We start from the raw sequence: 14,516 nt of genomic DNA, 5'->3' as shown, positions 1-14,516 counted from the left end.
CTGGGGCACGTGACGTCACCCTCGCGCGCCGATCGGTTCAGGACAGCTCTGGAGGCGTTCTTCGTCGGCGATCTCGACACGTTCCTCGAGCTGTACGACGAGCGCTCCGTGCACACGTTCCCCTTCGCCCCGCCGACCATGCCGTCGCGGGTGGTCGGCCGCGCCGAGATCGAACGCTGGATGCGCAGCGTCTCCGACATCGTCACCTTCGGCGGCGGGATCCACGACGTGGTCACGCACGAGGGTGCGGACTTCCTGACCGCCGAATGGAAAGCCGTCGGCCACTTCCCGGACGGCGCGTCGCGCGAGATCTCTTACGTCGCGGTGGTCACCTTCGACGGCGATGTGGTCCGCGAGTACCGCGAGTACATCAACCCGTTGGATCTGCAGCCTCCTTCGTAGACACCAGCGATTCGAACATGCTTGCGAATGTCGTACATGCGTACTAGGGTGGTGGCATCGCTTCGGTCGGGGGGAGGTGCATCGTGAGCGACAGTCTGGTCGAGGACTACGCCGAGTTGCATGCCCTGTTGGAACGGATCGCGGAGCGCACGTCGGATGCGTGTTCTGAGGCGGAGGTCGCGGAGCTGGCGATCACTCATGAGCACGCGGTGCGTCGGATGGGTTCGATGGGGCTGCAGCGCATCCTGGACGTCAGTGATCGCGAGGCATACCGCGCGGTGCACTGCTCGAAGTTGGACGAGTTCGTCGGCCAGCGGCTGCGGATCGCGAACCCACGCAGAAGGTTGCGGCAGGTCACCGAGCTGACTGCGATGCACGCGATGACCGGCGAGAAGTTGCCGCCGCGGTGCCCGGAGACCGCGGATGCCATGGCCGACGGCGACCTGTCCCATGAGCATGTCGACGCGGTGCTCGATGTGTTGGCGAAGGTCCCCGCCGCGACGCCGCCCGAGGTGCGGGATCTGGCCGAGGAGCAGCTCGCCGACATCGCACGCCACCATTCACCCCGCGACATCACCCGTGCCGGGGCGCGGATTCTGCAGCACCTCGACCCTGATGGCGACCTACCCTCCGAGCGTGATCGGGCCCGCAACCGGAGTGTGTCACTCGGCTCGCAGGACACCCAGGGCATGTCGAAGCTGATGGGCACCCTCGACCCGACAACGCGCGCGTTGTTCGAAGTGCTGCTCGCGGCGTGGGCCAAGCCCGGGATGAACAACCCTGACGACGAGGCATCGCCACGCGGCGGCGCTGATGACGACGGCGTCGACACAGACGCGCTGCGGGAGGCCGCGCAGCGCGATTGTCGGACGCAGGCCCAACGCAACCACGACGCCTTCCACGCACTGCTGCGTGCCGCGGCCGACGGCGGACTGTACGGCGCGTCGCATCGCGGTCTGCCGCCACACATCGTCGTCTCGATCACCGAAACCCAGCTGTGGGAACGGGCCGGCATCGGGCACACCACCACCGGCACCGATCTACCCATGTCCGAGATCGTGAAACTCGCCGCGCAGGCGCAGATGTACCTGTCGGTGTTCGACGACCACACCGGCGAACCGCTGTACTTCGGGCGCGCCAAGCGGCTGGCCAGCGAGTCACAACGGTTCGTGACCTTCGCCGAATACGGGGGCTGCTCCATGCCCGGCTGCCCGCGCCCGTTCTCCCACACCGAGGCCCACCACGCCGAACAAGACTGGGCAAAGGGCGGTTCGACGGACATCACCGACCTCGCGCCGGCGTGCGGCCCGCACAACCGGGCCGTGCACGACGGACCCGGCGGCTGGCAGACCGTCAAGATCACCGACGGCCCCGACCGCGGCAAATACGGCTGGGTCGCCAACGGCACCACCGACCCACCGCGCACCAACCACCTGCACCGACCCGACCGCATCCTCGACGACACCGCACCACCGGATCCCGACTGGTCCGACATCGAACACCGCCTCGAACTCATCCTCGCCGACCACAACGCGGCAGAACCCACACCGCGGCCCGAACCCGAACCGGTGATCATCCGCGTCATCGACTACCGCGCACCGATCACAGGGTGAGCCGGCAGGCCTGTCCGACGTCGAGGACGCGGAGAGCTCGTCCCTGTCCGAGCCAGAGCGCGCACGACAGCGTGAGGTCGGTGATCTCCTCGTCGCTCAGCACCGCATGGGCGCGTGTCCAGAAGTCGTCGTCCTCGCGCAGCGCGACGTGGTCACGCACGAACCGTGACGCGAATTCTGCGGCAAGGCGTTCGGTGTCGGAATAGCCCGACCATGTCGGCCAGTCGGCGACATGCTCGTAGAACGTCTCGTCGAGACCGTCGGCGGCGCCATCAGTGGTGCGGGTGTTCCGGCATACCTCGCACTCGTTGTCGAGTGCGATCACCATCCGGGCGATCTCCCGGACCCGCGGAGCCAACCGGCCGTGGCGGTACACCGCGTCGGCGTAGCCACCGAGTGCACCGCCGATCGTGGGTGACAGCCCCATCCACCCGATCAGGTCGTCGGGTGCGAAATCACCGATCCGCGCCATGAGCGCACGCTAGCACCGTGACGAGAACGTGTTCTCGTTCTCTCGCGCGCGATCAGGACGGCTCCGGGGGCGCCGTCTCTGCGTCGATGAGCTGGTGGGCGACGTCGATGACCCGGGTGTTGGTGTCCTGCGAGAGCCGGCTGAGCAGGGCGAACGCAGCGAGGGCGTCGATGTGGAAGCGCTCCATCACCATGCCCTTGGCCTGCGCGATGATGTCGCGACTCGCCAATGCATCGGCGTACTGGGCGCCGCGCACCGCGGACGCCCATGCCGCGGTGGCGTGGGCAGCGAAGACGGACGCGATCTCCTCGACCTCGCGTGCGAAGGCGTTGGGCGGCGTCGCGAAGAGGGTGAGGGACCCCAAGGAGTCGGTCGCGGTGTACATCCGCAGGGAGAGTATCGACCGGTACGGGATCGCGGCCTGCGCATCGGACACGTAACTGGCCCACCGGGTCTCGGTGCGGAGATCGTCGATGCGCACCACTGGTTCATCCCAGATCGCGGCCAGACAGGGTCCCTGCCCATTGCTGTTCTGGATCTTGCTGTGCAGCTCGGCGAGCGCGCTGGTCGCCGCCTCGGGGGAGATCGTGCGCTTACGGCCGGCGATCGAGATGCTCGCATCCTCCGCGCCGTCGATGTTGTGCACCGCGCCGGCGACGAGGTCGTCGAGGACATCCGAGAGTTCGCGTGGGCCGCCGGACGCGAGTCGTCGGACCATGTCCGCGATCGCCACGTGGACGTTGGCCGACGGTGGGTCTGCCTGAGCGGTCGTCGGGTCCATGGGCTGATCCTTCCGTGCGACTTGTCGTGGCGATGACTGTGCGCCGTCGACGCGACGCGAACAAGCGGACCCGGACAACCGGTACGTGGTCGTGGTCGAGGTCACGGAAATGTCACGGGATCGACGAATGGACGGACGGCCGTCTGGACAGGTGTCCATCATTGGTGGGTGCACACCCCGATACCGAGCACCGTCGCCGATGTGTCCGCAGAGTGGCTGTCCACTGTGTTGTCACGACCCGACGAGCCCGTCGTCGTCGACGCGGTCACCCACGCCGTCGTCGGGACCGGCCAGACCGGGTCGACGTATCGCCTCGACGTCACCTACCGCGACGGCGCCGATCGCGGTCTGCCGTCGTCGTTCGCGGTGAAGCTCCCGTCGGTGGACCCCGGGGTCCGCGAGCGGGTGGCCCTGGGCTACCGCTCCGAGCACACCTTCTACACGCGCGTCGCCGACACGGTCGCGGTGCCCGTCCCGACGTGCCACCACATCGACATCGCCGGGGAGGGGGACGAGTTCGTCCTGCTGATGGACGATCTCAAGCCCGCCGAACAGGGCGACCAGTTGAGCGGGTGCACCCGCGACGAGGCCGTGCTCGCCGCGCGGGCGCTGGCCGGGCTGCACGGTCCTCGATGGTGCGACCCGGCGTGGGATGCGTTGCCGGGCATCGTGCTCGGTCGGCCGGACCGCGACGGTGCCCAGGGTCTCGCCGACATCGTCGGCATCGCCGTCGACACCACGATCGAGCGGATCGGGGACCGTCTGCCCGACGATGACGTCGCGACGCTGCGGGCCGTGGCGCCGGCGATCGCGCCCTGGCTGCTCGCGGAACCCACCCGGTTCAGCGTCCTGCACGGCGACTACCGCCTGGACAACCTGATGTTCGCGCCCGACCGGTCGTCGGTGACCGTCGTCGACTGGCAGACCCTCGCGGTGGGTCTGCCGGCGCGGGACCTGGCCTATTTCGTCGCGACCTCCGTCGAGCCCGACGCCCGCGCCGACATCGAGGACGACGCCGTGCAGGCCTACCACGCAGAGCTGCTCCGCCACGGCGTCACCGGCCACGACCTGGAGGAATGCCGTCGTGACCACCGCCTCGCGATGCTCCAGGTCCCGCTGATCACCACCCTCGGCTTCGCGTTCTCCGCGGCCACCGAGCGCGGTGACGCCATGGCCGTCGCGATGCTCACCCGCGGCTGCGCGGCGATCCGCGATCACGGCACGCTCGACCTCGTCGCCGCGCTCGCGTGACCGTGCACCCCGAGCTCGGTTGCTATCTGCTGGCCGGGCAACCGGATTCGAGTCGCGACATCCTCGACGAGGCGCGTGCTGCCGAACGCCTCGGGTTCGGGACCGCGTTCGTCTCCGAGCGCTACATCCGCAAGGAGGCGATCGCGCTGGCGGGCGCCGCGGTCGCCGTGACCGACCGCATCACGGTCGCGACCGCCGCGACGAACCACAACACGCGGCACCTGATGGTCACCGCCGGGGCGACGCGCACGCTGCGGGACCTGGCCGGCGGTCGCTTCGTCCTCGGTCTCGGCCGCGGGATCCCGATCCTGCAGTCGATGTACGGACTGCCGCCGATCACGACCGCCGGCCTCGAGGACACCGCCACGCTGCTGCGCCGGCTCTTCCGCGGGGAGATGGTGGGCGGGCACGACGGGCCGGCGGGCAGCTTTCCGCTGCTGCACCTCGACTCGTCCCTTGACGAGTACCTGCCCCTGGCGCTCGTCGCCTTCGGCCCGAAGACGTTGGAACTCGGAGGGCGGTGCTTCGACGAGGTCGTCCTGCACACCTACTTCACGCCCGAGACCACCCGCCGCTGCGTGCGCACGGTGAAGGACGCCGCGGAGAAGGCGGGCCGGGACCCCGCCTCGGTCCGGGTGTGGTCGTGCCTGGCCACCGTGGGTGATCACCTCACCGACCCCCAACGGCTCCGCAAGACGGTCGGTCGGCTCGGGACGTACCTCCAGGGATACGGCGATCTGTTGGTCCGCACCAATGGCTGGGATCCCGCGGTGCTGCAGCGATTCCTCGCCGATCCCGTCGTGCCCTCGATCGCCGGCCTCGACATCGCCGCCACCGCCGACCAGCTGGAGCACGCAGCCGGACTGCTGCCCGACGACTGGCTCGCGAACGCGGCCGTCGGGAACCCAGAGCAGTGCGTCGCCGCGATCCGCGGGCAGCTCGACCTCGGCTGCGACGCGGTCATCCTCCACGGTTCGACGCCGACCGAACTCGAGCCGATCGTCGAGGCCTACGAAAACCCGCCGACCAAGCACTCGCTTGTGTAACCTGCGTCACAGTCGCGAGGAGGGCAGTCCGATGGGCTATGCAGTGTTCAGCAGGGAACAGCTGGCGTTGGTGTGCACTTTGTGGAGCGCCGTCGGCGCGCGCTGGGCGCGTCGGCGTCAGATCAGGGTCGACCAGTACGACCAGAATCGCACCGCGATCATCGCCACGACGATCGCGTAGACGACGATCAGCAGCGGTCGGAGCCATCCGGCCGCCTCGATGAGGGACCGGCGCCCGCTCGCGGCTGCCGCCAGCTGCGCAGCGGTCACGAACAGCAGCGGCGTGACCACCCAGACCACCATGCAGTACGGGCACAGTGCGCCGATCCGGTAGAGGCTCTGCGTGATCAGGTAGCCGATGAACACCAGCCCGACGCCGGTGCCGGCCGTCAGGCCGACCCAGAACCACGCCGGCAGCGCCACCCGCGCGACGGCGAGCAGCCCCGCAACGATCGCGACCGAGAACGCCGCGATCCCGATGATCGGGTTGGGGAAACCGAAGAACGCGGCCTGATCCGTCGTCATCACCGATCCGCACGAGATGATCGGGTTGATGCTGCAGCTCGGTCGGTAGCCGGGGTCGCTGAAGAGCTTGAACCGCTCGATCGTGAGCGTCGCCGCGGCGATCAGACCGATGACCCCGGTGATCAGCACGATCCACGAGGCGACCGCACCCGGCGCGGGCGGGCCGCCCTCGTCCGGGTCGATCCGGTCGTCGGCGCGGTCGTCGAGCTGTGTCGTCACGAGAACAGGGTAGGTGGCGGAACAAGCCGACGGCTGTGCGTGCTGCACCTCAGATGACCGATCGTGAACCCCGGGTGGCCCTCGTCGTCGGCGCCACCGGCATCTCCGGACAGGCCCTCTGCTCGCAGCTCGTCGCCGACGGGTGGACCACCTACGGACTGTCCCGCCACGACACCCTCCCCGTCGACGGCGTCACCCCCATCGCCGCGGACCTCCTCGACCCCGACCAGCTCGGTACCGCCCTGCGCGACGTCAAGCCTGAGGTGGTGTTCCTCGTCGCCTGGATGAAGCAGGACACCGAGAAGGAGAACATCGAGGTCAACAGCCGTCTGCTCCGCAACGTGTTCGCGGCGCTGGAGCCCGCCGGCTCGGTGCGACACGTCGCGCTGATGACCGGGCTGAAGCACTACCTCGGACCGTTCGAGGACTACGGGACCGCGGTGACCGCCGAGACCCCGTTCCACGAGTCCGAGCCGCGCCTGGACAACGACAACTTCTACTACGCGCAGGAGGACGAGGTCTTCGCCGCGGCCGAGCGCATGGGCTTCACGTGGAGCGTCCACCGCGCACACACGATCGTCGGGTTCGCCGTCGGCAACGCGATGAACATGGCGCTGACGCTGTCGGTGTACGCGACCCTCTGCCGCGAGCACGACCGCCCGTTCGTCTTCCCGGGCTCGGAGACGCAGTGGAACGGCCTCACCGACGTCACGGACGTCGGTCTGCTCGCCGAGCAGATGATCTGGGCGTCCACGCACCCCGAGGGCGAGAACGAGCCGTTCAACATCGCCGACGGCGACGTCTTCCGGTGGCGCTGGCTGTGGCCGCAGATCGCCGAGCACTTCGCCGTCGAGCCCGTCGGGTTCGACGGCGAGACGAAGCCCCTCGACGACCGCATGGGCGACGCGCCCGACGAGTGGCGCGCGATCGCAGAGAAGCACGACCTCGTCGAGCCCGACGTGACGCGCCTCGCGTCGTGGTGGCACACCGACAGCGACCTCGGCCGCCCCCTCGAGTGCCTCACCGACATGACGAAGAGCCGTCAGGCGGGCTTCCTCGGGTTCCGCTCGACCCCGCAGAGCTTCGCCGACGCGATCGCCCGCTACCGCGAGGCGCGCATCATCCCCTGACGTCCGATCGCGTGATCGCCTCGGCCGCCTCGGTCAGGACCGTTCGCAGATTCGTCGACTCCAAGTCTGCGAAGACTGTGTCGGGCAGGGCGGAGTGCAAGGTCACCACCCCGGTCATGAGAGCGAACAGGACCGCGCCTCGTACCCGCGATTCCTCGTCGACATCGTCGGTGGAGGCGATGTCGATGGCAAAGCGTTCGACGACGGCGGCGAGAGACCGACGTCGAAGGTCTGCGGTGGCCTCGTCACCCGCAGCGTCGCGGACAAGTAGCAACAGCGGATTCTGGTGCCCGAACTCGGGCCACGCCTCCGGGCGCAGACCGGACAACAGTTGGTCGACCACCGCCTCCGGACGTGAGACGCCCTCTGTCGGCCGGTCGTCGAACTCGTTCGCGGTCTCGGCCACCACCGCCGCCAGGAGCCCGTCCTTCGACCCGAAGTAGCGGTTGATCAGCGAGACGTTCGCGCCCGCGTCGGCCGCGATCTCGCGGACCGTGGTGCGCTCGAACCCGTAGACGGTGAACCGACGCTTGGCCGCCTGCAGCAGCGCCGCGCGTGTCGCGTCTGCGTTGCGTTCCCGGTTGGTGGTGACCGTGGAGGGTTCCGTCGGCGGGCCTCCCCCATGTAAACGCATGTTGACCAGGATGCCACATCGGACTACCGTCCTCATGTAAACGCACGTTTGCTCACAGTGAGGGAAGTGGTGGAGATGACGACGAATGCGTCGCCGGGGGACGTGTCCGCGGGATCGAACGGGCGGGCGACGATCGAGATCGTCGCGATCGGACTGGGCGCGCTGATGGCGGCGCTCGCGCAGACGCTGGTCCTGCCGGTCCTACCGAAGATCTCGGCCGACATCGGCGCATCGACCACACAGGCGCAGTGGTTGCTCACCGCGACTCTGCTCGTCGGTGCGGCCGCAGTCCCGGTGATAGGGCGTTTGGCGGACATGTACGGCCGGCGCCTGATGATGGTCGTCGCGCTGGGGGCGCTGCTCGTCGGCTCGGTGATCGACGCGTTGACTGACGACATCCGGGTGATGATCGTGGGTCGTGCCATCACGGGGTTGTCGAGCGCGGCCGTCCCGCTGGGTATCAGCCTGCTGTCGGCGGTCCTGCCCGAGGCGCGCAAGGGCTCCGCCGTCGCGATGGTGAGCGCGATGCTGGGGGTGGGCAGCGCACTGGGACTCCCGCTCGCGGGCGTGGTGGCCGGGCACTTCGACTACCACGCGCTGTACTGGATCGGCGCGGTCGGCGCCGCGATCAGCATCGCCCTCGTCCTGGCCGTCGTCGGCAATCCGGCCGGCACCCGGGAGGGTTCGATCGACGTCGCGGGGATCGGCCTCCTGGTCGGCGGTCTCGTCTGCCTGGTGCTCCCGCTGTCCCAGGGGTCGTCATGGGGATGGAGCTCACCGGCCACCATCGGACTGCTGGTCGCGTCGGTCGTCCTGCTCGCGTTGCTGGTCGTCGTGGAGAAGCGCTCGTCCGACCCGCTCGTCGACATGACGGCGCTGTCCAACCCGCCCGTCGCCATCACCAACGTCGCCTCGGTCTTCGTGGGCTTCGCACTCTTCGCGAGTTTCGTGGGGACGGCCAACTACGTGCAGGCACCGGAGAGCACCGGGTACGGCTTCGGGTCCTCCGTGCTCGTCGCCGGCCTGTGCCTCATGCCCAGCGGCGTCCTGATGCTGGTTCTGTCGCCGGTCTCCGCCCGCCTCATGGCGGCGTTCGGGCCCGGCCGAGTGTTGTGCACCGGCGGTCTCGTCATCGCCGGCGGGTTGCTGGTGCGCATCATCTGGGTCGACTCGCTGTGGCAGATCATCCTCGGCACCACCATCATCGGGGCGGGGACGGGTGTCGCCTACGCGTCGCTGCCCTCGCTGATCAACATCCACACCCCGGCCGCCGATCTCGCAGCGGCCAACGGGATCAACACCCTCGCTCGATCGCTGGGGAGCACCCTTGCCAGTGCTGTGGGCGGCAGTCTGCTGGCCGCCATCACGATCACGGTCGGTGGAGCGGCGCTGCCGTCGCTGACCGCATATCGCGTCCTGTTCGTCATCTGCGCGGTCGCGTCGGTCCTCGCCGCCGTCTTCGGGCTGCTGGTGTCTTCGTGGTCGACGTCGTCCGCAGATCAGGACCGCGAGCTGACACCGGTCTGACGTGACGTCGGGTGGTCGCTCCGCCGGTCGACGCTGACCGGCGGAGCGCGGCCGAACGCGGGGAGTGACGCCTACCATCGGTGGTCAGCGGTCGAGCAGCGTCTCGGCATCCGACGAGAGGCATCGACCATCGCCAGCATCTCCTCCCGACTCCGCGGTCGTCGGCGTCTGCTGATCGCAGTGGCGGTCGTCGTCGTGCTGATCGCGGTCATCGCGTCCGTGGTGGCGACCAGTGGCTCCGACAGTCCGCGGATTTCCGAGCGGGCGATGACGATCGCCGGTGTGCCCGAGGGGTCGACGGCCGTGTCCCTCGATGCCTCGCTGTTCCTGCCGGAGACCACACCGGCGCCCGCCGTGATCCTCGCGCACGGGTTCGGTGGGTCGAAGGACGACCTCCGAGCCCAGGCGCGCGATCTCGCTTCCCGCGGTTTCGTCGTCATCACCTACTCGGCGCGGGGGTTCGGCGCATCGGGCGGTCTCATCCACCTCGACAGCCCCGACTACGAGGTCGCCGACGCGCGCCGTGTGATCGACCGTCTCGCGGAGATGCCCGAGGTCGAGAAGGACGGTCCGGGCGACCCGCGGGTCGGTGTCGGCGGTGCGTCCTACGGCGGCGGTCTCGCACTGCTCGCGGCCGGTTACGACCGACGCGTCGACGCGGTGGCCGCCGACATCACCTGGAATGACCTGTCGCAGGCCCTCTTCCCGACCGCGGGCACCGGAACGGCGGACGTCTTCAAGCAGGGGTGGGCGGGGCAATTGTTCTCCCAGGCGGCCCGGACAGCGACCGCGAGCGGGTGCGGGTCGTTCGCCCCCGACGTCTGCGCGGCCTACCAGGCGTCCGCCACGGCGGGCGAACCCACGGCCGCCCTGCGCACGCTGATGGCGGCGTCGAGCCCGTCGTCGGTGCTGTCGCAGATCAAGGTTCCGACGCTTCTCACTCAGGGACAACAGGATTCGCTCTTCCCGCTCGACCAGGCGGTCCGCAACGCTGCCGGTATCCGCGCGGCGGGCGCACCGGTCCGGATGGAGTGGCGCGCCGGTGGTCACGACCAGCCCGGCGGTGACCCGACGGCGCAGGCGCGTGACTGGTTCACCGAGGTGCTGCGTGATCGGAGCACGCCGCGTGACGGTTTCGCAGCGACCGTCCCCGACGCCGCACTCTCGACGCAGACCGGGCGGTCGACGCCCCGTCAACTCAGCGGCGGGTCTCTCGCCGACGTCCAGGACGTCCGGCAGATGCCGCTGTTGGGGCCACCCCAGACGATCAACGCCCCGGCGGGTGGCACGCCGACGGCCATCACCGCGGTCCCCGGGATCGGGAGCCTCCTGGCCACCGCCGCGTCGGTGACCGGTGGATCGGTCCTGTCGGCACTGCCGGGTCAGGCGGGCGGATTCGTGTCCGCACCACTGGGTTCCGACACCCTCGTCGGCGGCTCGTCGACCGTCCGGCTGCGCGTCACACCCGCGACCACCACCGACGCCACGCTGTTCGTCTCCCTGGTCGACGTCGCACCCGACGGTCAGCGCACCCAGCCATCGGGTCTGGTCACGCCGGTGCGGCTGACGGGTCTGACGCCGGGTCAGCCGGCCACGGTGACCGTGCCGCTGCCGACCATCGTGCGGACCGTCGCTGCGGGACACCGTGTGGCCGTGCAGGTGTCGACCACCGATCTCGGCTACCGACTGCCCACCGACGCCCGGACCTACTCCGTCGCCCTGGCCTCGCCGACCCTGTCGCTCACCACGCTGACCGGACGGGCGCAGGCCGCGCCGTTCCCGTGGGGCTGGCCCGTCGCGGGTGTCGTCGCGATCCTGCTGCTCGTCGCCGGGATCGTGCTCGCGGGGTGGCGTCGCCGTCGTCGGGATCGTGCGGACGCCGTCGGCGACAGCACACCGATCGTCGTCGACTCGCTGGTGAAGGAGTACGGCGACTCCTACCGCGCGGTCGACGGTGTCTCGTTCACCGTGGAGCGGGGCCAGGTGGTCGGACTGCTCGGTCCGAACGGTGCCGGCAAGACGACGGTGTTGCGGATGATGGTCGGGCTCATCACCCCGACGGCCGGGTCCATCCGGTTGTTCGGTGAGACGGTGCGCCCCGGGTCCGACGTCCTCGCTCGCGTCGGTGCGTTCATCGAGGGGCCGGGTCTGTTGCCGCACCTGTCGGGCCGGGAAAACCTCGACCTGTTCTGGTCGGCGACAGGCCGCCCCCGCGAGGAGGCCGACGTCGAGACCGCACTCGAGATCGCCGGTCTCGGAGCCTCGGTCGACCGCAAGGTGCGCAAGTACAGCCAGGGCATGCGCCAGCGTCTGGCGATCGCGCAGGCAATGCTCGGCCTGCCGGAGCTGCTCATCCTGGACGAGCCGACCAACGGTCTCGACCCGCCGCAGATCGCCGAGATGCGTGAGGTGATGCGGCGCTACGCCGCCACCGGGCGGACCGTCGTCGTGTCGAGCCACCTGCTCTCGGAGGTGGAGCAGACCTGCAGCCACGTCGTCGTCATGCACAAGGGGCGGCTGATCACGGCGGGCTCCGTCGGCGACCTGGCGGGCGCCGCGTCGTCGACGTTGTCGGTGGCGGATGTGGACGCCGCGCAACGTGTCCTGGCGGATGCGGGCATCGCGTCCGACGTGGTGGAGTCACGTCGTCACCTGGAAGAGGCGTTCCTCGACCTGATCGGAGAGGAGTCGCGATGAGTGACGAGCAATCGGCCGGGCGCGTCGCCGCGACCCGCAAGGGCGTGCACGACCGGCTCGACGGACTCGGTCCCGTCCAGCCGGTGGATCTGCGTCCGCGTCGAACCCTGGGTCTGCGCGTCGAGACGGTCCGGCAGCTGCGGCGCCGTCGGACGCAGGTCGCGGCGCTGCTGCTGGTGATCCTGCCGCCGATCATCGCGATCGCGTTCTCGCTCAGCTCGAACGACCCGTCGACGGCGGGCGGTTCGGACTCCGGTGGTGGCCGGCAGTCGTCGGCGCTGTACTCGTTGGCGACGGCGGGTGGCGCGAACTTCGCGCTGTTCACCGAGTTCGCGGCCGGGTCGTTCCTGTTGACGGTGCTGGTCGCGCTGTTCTGCGGCGACACCGTCGCGAGCGAGGCGGGGTGGGCGTCGCTGCGCTACCTGCTCGTCATCCCGGTGCGGCGCTCACATCTGTTGCGGCAGAAGCTGATCGTGGGACTTGCGTCGAGCGCTGTGGTTTTGATCCTGCTGCCCGTGTGGGCCTACGTCGTCGGCGGACTGTTCTTCGGGTGGGGTCCGGCCCGATCGCCCCTGGGCGGCGAGTTCACCAGCGTCGAGACGCTACAGCGCCTGGCAATCGTGGTGGGTTACACGCTGATCCAGTCCCTGGTGGTCGCCGGCTTCGCTTTCCTGCTGAGCGTCGTGACCGACGCGCCGCTCGGGGCCGTCGGTGGTGCGACGATGCTCGTCATCCTGTCGAACATCCTCGACTCGATCTCCGCGCTGGACCCGTACCGGCAGTTCCTGCCCACGCACTATCAGTTCGCCTGGCTCGACGCCCTGAACCCGAGTGTGGTGTGGGAGGACATGGCCCGCGGTGTCGGTATCTCGCTGATCTATGCGGCGATCCTGTTCGGGGCGTCGTGGTGGTGGTTCGGCCGCAAGGACATCGTCAGCTGAGACGGCTGCGGTCCTCTTCCCACTTCAGAGTATGGGTGCACCCGGGTCTTGCGGCAAGACCCCGTGCGTGGTCCAGACTGCTCCGGCGCACACCGATCGAGCCACGGGGAGTACACATGGCGACCACACCTCCGACACCCTTCGAGCCCCATGAATCCGGCGCGTTCCTGCACGGCACGCGAGCTGACCTGAACGTCGGCGACTTGCTGATCCCGGGGCACGGATCGAACTTCCGCGAGACCCCGCTGCGCCACGTCTACATGACCCGGACGCTCGACGCGGCGGCGTGGGGTGCAGAACTGGCCAAGGGCGACGGGCTCTGTCGCATCTACGTCGTCGAACCGCAGGGGGAGATCGAGGACGACCCGAACGTCACCGACAAGAAGTTCCCTGGCAATCCGACGCAGTCCTACCGGACGCTGGACCCCGTGCGCGTCGTCGGCGAGTTGACCGACTGGACCGGTCACACCCCCGAACAGATCGACGCGATGAGGTCGGGGCTCGCCGGGCTCCGGAAACGCGGTCTCGACGTGATCATCGACTGACCGGCGGCGCCGGCCCTCACCGCAGCACGGGTGGGTGGCTGCCTCCGACCACGTCGAAGTCGCCGGGTTCGAACTTGCACCCGCACGCACCGCAGACCCCCTTCGGGTGGAGTTCGCTGAACCCAACGGTCGACAGAACTTCCCGTAGGTCGGGCGGTTCGGGCATATGAGATGTACGTCGTCGACGAGAGGGCTGTAGTCACTTCATCGCCGGACATTGCTGTTGTGTCGCCCAGCTGACGAAGATCGTTGCGCTGCTGAGTGTCCGGGCTGCTGCCTGCACGCAGGCACCGTGGCAGTTCGCCGGGCGGCGTCGCGCGACTACGGGCTGGATGCGTAGCGCCTGAGACGCCCACCGGCCTTTCTGGTGATGGTGATCTGCCTCGAGCGTGGGTACAGTCGACGCGACCCTGGCCAAGCTATAAGCCAGGGTGGCCCCTGGTGAGCCGGCGTGCGGCCCAGCAGCCATCGAAGGTACTGGCCAATTCGCTCTGATGAGTTGCTGACTACGGCCTGACAGCCTTTGCGGGACTGTCGGTTAGACACGTTTACGGATGTCGGCGGGTCGGCCGAGAAGAAATCCTTGTAGGTAGTGGGTTCCCGCGGTTGTGCAGAACGCCGCTTCTGCTTCCGTTTCGATTCCTTCGCAGACGCATTGAATCGCCCCGGGTTTTGTGGAGGGCGGGTTATCCCAGCGCGGGTTCGCGGTGGGAGGTGTTCTCACGGTAGTACT

Annotated in this window: 13 protein-coding genes; 9 read left to right on the top strand and 4 right to left on the bottom strand. The window is 69.0% G+C overall.

The window, feature by feature from the left end; translation table 11 throughout:
- Positions 1-9: 9 nt before the first annotated feature.
- Both Q1A98_RS00065 and Q1A98_RS00060 read left to right on the top strand, forming a co-directional pair.
- On the top strand, positions 10-402 hold the full coding sequence (locus tag Q1A98_RS00065) for a nuclear transport factor 2 family protein (RefSeq protein WP_299568914.1): 393 nt from the start codon (positions 10-12) through the stop codon (positions 400-402).
- An 83-nt stretch (positions 403-485) separates the two neighbouring features.
- Entirely contained in the window at positions 486-2,015 is a 1,530-nt protein-coding gene (locus Q1A98_RS00060; protein WP_299568912.1) for an HNH endonuclease signature motif containing protein, read from the top strand.
- On the opposite strand, the gene Q1A98_RS00055 is transcribed toward Q1A98_RS00060, so the two are convergent.
- Together Q1A98_RS00055 and Q1A98_RS00050 are read right to left on the bottom strand one after the other, a co-directional pair.
- Positions 2,005-2,487 (bottom strand): carboxymuconolactone decarboxylase family protein, encoded by a 483-nt coding sequence (locus tag Q1A98_RS00055; RefSeq protein ID WP_299568911.1) that lies wholly within the window; start codon positions 2,485-2,487, stop codon positions 2,005-2,007. The two genes, Q1A98_RS00060 and Q1A98_RS00055, sit on opposite strands and share 11 nt — an antisense overlap.
- A 52-nt stretch (positions 2,488-2,539) precedes the next feature.
- A complete protein-coding gene (locus tag Q1A98_RS00050) occupies positions 2,540-3,268 on the bottom strand; it encodes an ANTAR domain-containing protein (protein WP_299568909.1) in 729 nt (242 codons plus the stop codon).
- Between the two features lie 168 nt (positions 3,269-3,436).
- Between Q1A98_RS00050 and Q1A98_RS00045 the strand changes: the two genes are divergently transcribed.
- Entirely contained in the window at positions 3,437-4,519 is a 1,083-nt protein-coding gene (locus Q1A98_RS00045) for a phosphotransferase (RefSeq protein ID WP_299568907.1), read from the top strand.
- Positions 4,520-4,521: 2 nt separating this feature from the next.
- On the top strand, positions 4,522-5,565 hold the full coding sequence (locus tag Q1A98_RS00040; RefSeq protein WP_299570441.1) for a TIGR03857 family LLM class F420-dependent oxidoreductase: 1,044 nt from the start codon (positions 4,522-4,524) through the stop codon (positions 5,563-5,565).
- A gap of 117 nt (positions 5,566-5,682) precedes the next feature.
- Here Q1A98_RS00040 and Q1A98_RS00035 read toward each other — a convergent pair whose 3' ends face one another.
- Entirely contained in the window at positions 5,683-6,309 is a 627-nt protein-coding gene (locus Q1A98_RS00035; protein WP_299568906.1) for a vitamin K epoxide reductase family protein, read from the bottom strand.
- 53 nt (positions 6,310-6,362) lie between these two features.
- Between Q1A98_RS00035 and Q1A98_RS00030 the strand changes: the two genes are divergently transcribed.
- Complete coding sequence (locus Q1A98_RS00030; RefSeq protein WP_299568905.1) at positions 6,363-7,439, top strand: SDR family oxidoreductase; 1,077 nt, start codon at positions 6,363-6,365, stop codon at positions 7,437-7,439.
- Here Q1A98_RS00030 and Q1A98_RS00025 read toward each other — a convergent pair.
- Positions 7,429-8,073: a TetR/AcrR family transcriptional regulator gene (locus Q1A98_RS00025; RefSeq protein WP_299568904.1), complete on the bottom strand. Its 645-nt coding sequence runs from the start codon at positions 8,071-8,073 to the stop codon at positions 7,429-7,431. The genes Q1A98_RS00030 and Q1A98_RS00025 overlap by 11 nt on opposite strands.
- Positions 8,074-8,148: 75 nt before the next feature.
- On the opposite strand from Q1A98_RS00025, the gene Q1A98_RS00020 reads away from it, so the two are divergent.
- The 4 genes from Q1A98_RS00020 (at position 8,149) to arr (ending at position 13,783) form a co-directional block, all read left to right on the top strand.
- Complete coding sequence (locus tag Q1A98_RS00020; protein ID WP_299568902.1) at positions 8,149-9,600, top strand: MFS transporter; 1,452 nt, start codon at positions 8,149-8,151, stop codon at positions 9,598-9,600.
- A gap of 180 nt (positions 9,601-9,780) precedes the next feature.
- Entirely contained in the window at positions 9,781-12,297 is a 2,517-nt protein-coding gene (locus Q1A98_RS00015) for an alpha/beta fold hydrolase (RefSeq protein ID WP_299568900.1), read from the top strand.
- On the top strand, positions 12,294-13,238 hold the full coding sequence (locus Q1A98_RS00010) for an ABC transporter permease subunit (protein ID WP_299568898.1): 945 nt from the start codon (positions 12,294-12,296) through the stop codon (positions 13,236-13,238). Before Q1A98_RS00015 ends, Q1A98_RS00010 begins: the two co-directional genes overlap by 4 nt.
- A 116-nt stretch (positions 13,239-13,354) precedes the next feature.
- Positions 13,355-13,783 carry an NAD(+)--rifampin ADP-ribosyltransferase gene (gene arr / locus Q1A98_RS00005; RefSeq protein ID WP_299568895.1) on the top strand — a complete coding sequence of 143 codons (429 nt, stop codon included), beginning with the start codon at positions 13,355-13,357 and terminating at the stop codon, positions 13,781-13,783.
- Positions 13,784-14,516: the final 733 nt, after the last annotated feature.

It is taken from the genome of uncultured Williamsia sp., from assembly GCF_947494875.1.
Lineage (GTDB): Bacteria > Actinomycetota > Actinomycetes > Mycobacteriales > Mycobacteriaceae > Williamsia_A.
Note: the sequence above shows the minus strand (reverse complement) of the source record. Positions and strands in the feature narration are given on the sequence as shown.

Coding starts and splice junctions, on each gene's coding strand:
- Q1A98_RS00030 (WP_299568905.1), top strand. CDS start 6,363: ATGACCGATCGTGAACCCCGGGTGGCCCTCGTCGTCGGCGCCACCGGC.
- Q1A98_RS00025 (WP_299568904.1), bottom strand. CDS start 8,073: ATGCGTTTACATGGGGGAGGCCCGCCGACGGAACCCTCCACGGTCACC.
- Q1A98_RS00055 (WP_299568911.1), bottom strand. CDS start 2,487: ATGGCGCGGATCGGTGATTTCGCACCCGACGACCTGATCGGGTGGATG.
- Q1A98_RS00050 (WP_299568909.1), bottom strand. CDS start 3,268: ATGGACCCGACGACCGCTCAGGCAGACCCACCGTCGGCCAACGTCCAC.
- Q1A98_RS00020 (WP_299568902.1), top strand. CDS start 8,149: ATGACGACGAATGCGTCGCCGGGGGACGTGTCCGCGGGATCGAACGGG.
- Q1A98_RS00010 (WP_299568898.1), top strand. CDS start 12,294: ATGAGTGACGAGCAATCGGCCGGGCGCGTCGCCGCGACCCGCAAGGGC.
- arr (WP_299568895.1), top strand. CDS start 13,355: ATGGCGACCACACCTCCGACACCCTTCGAGCCCCATGAATCCGGCGCG.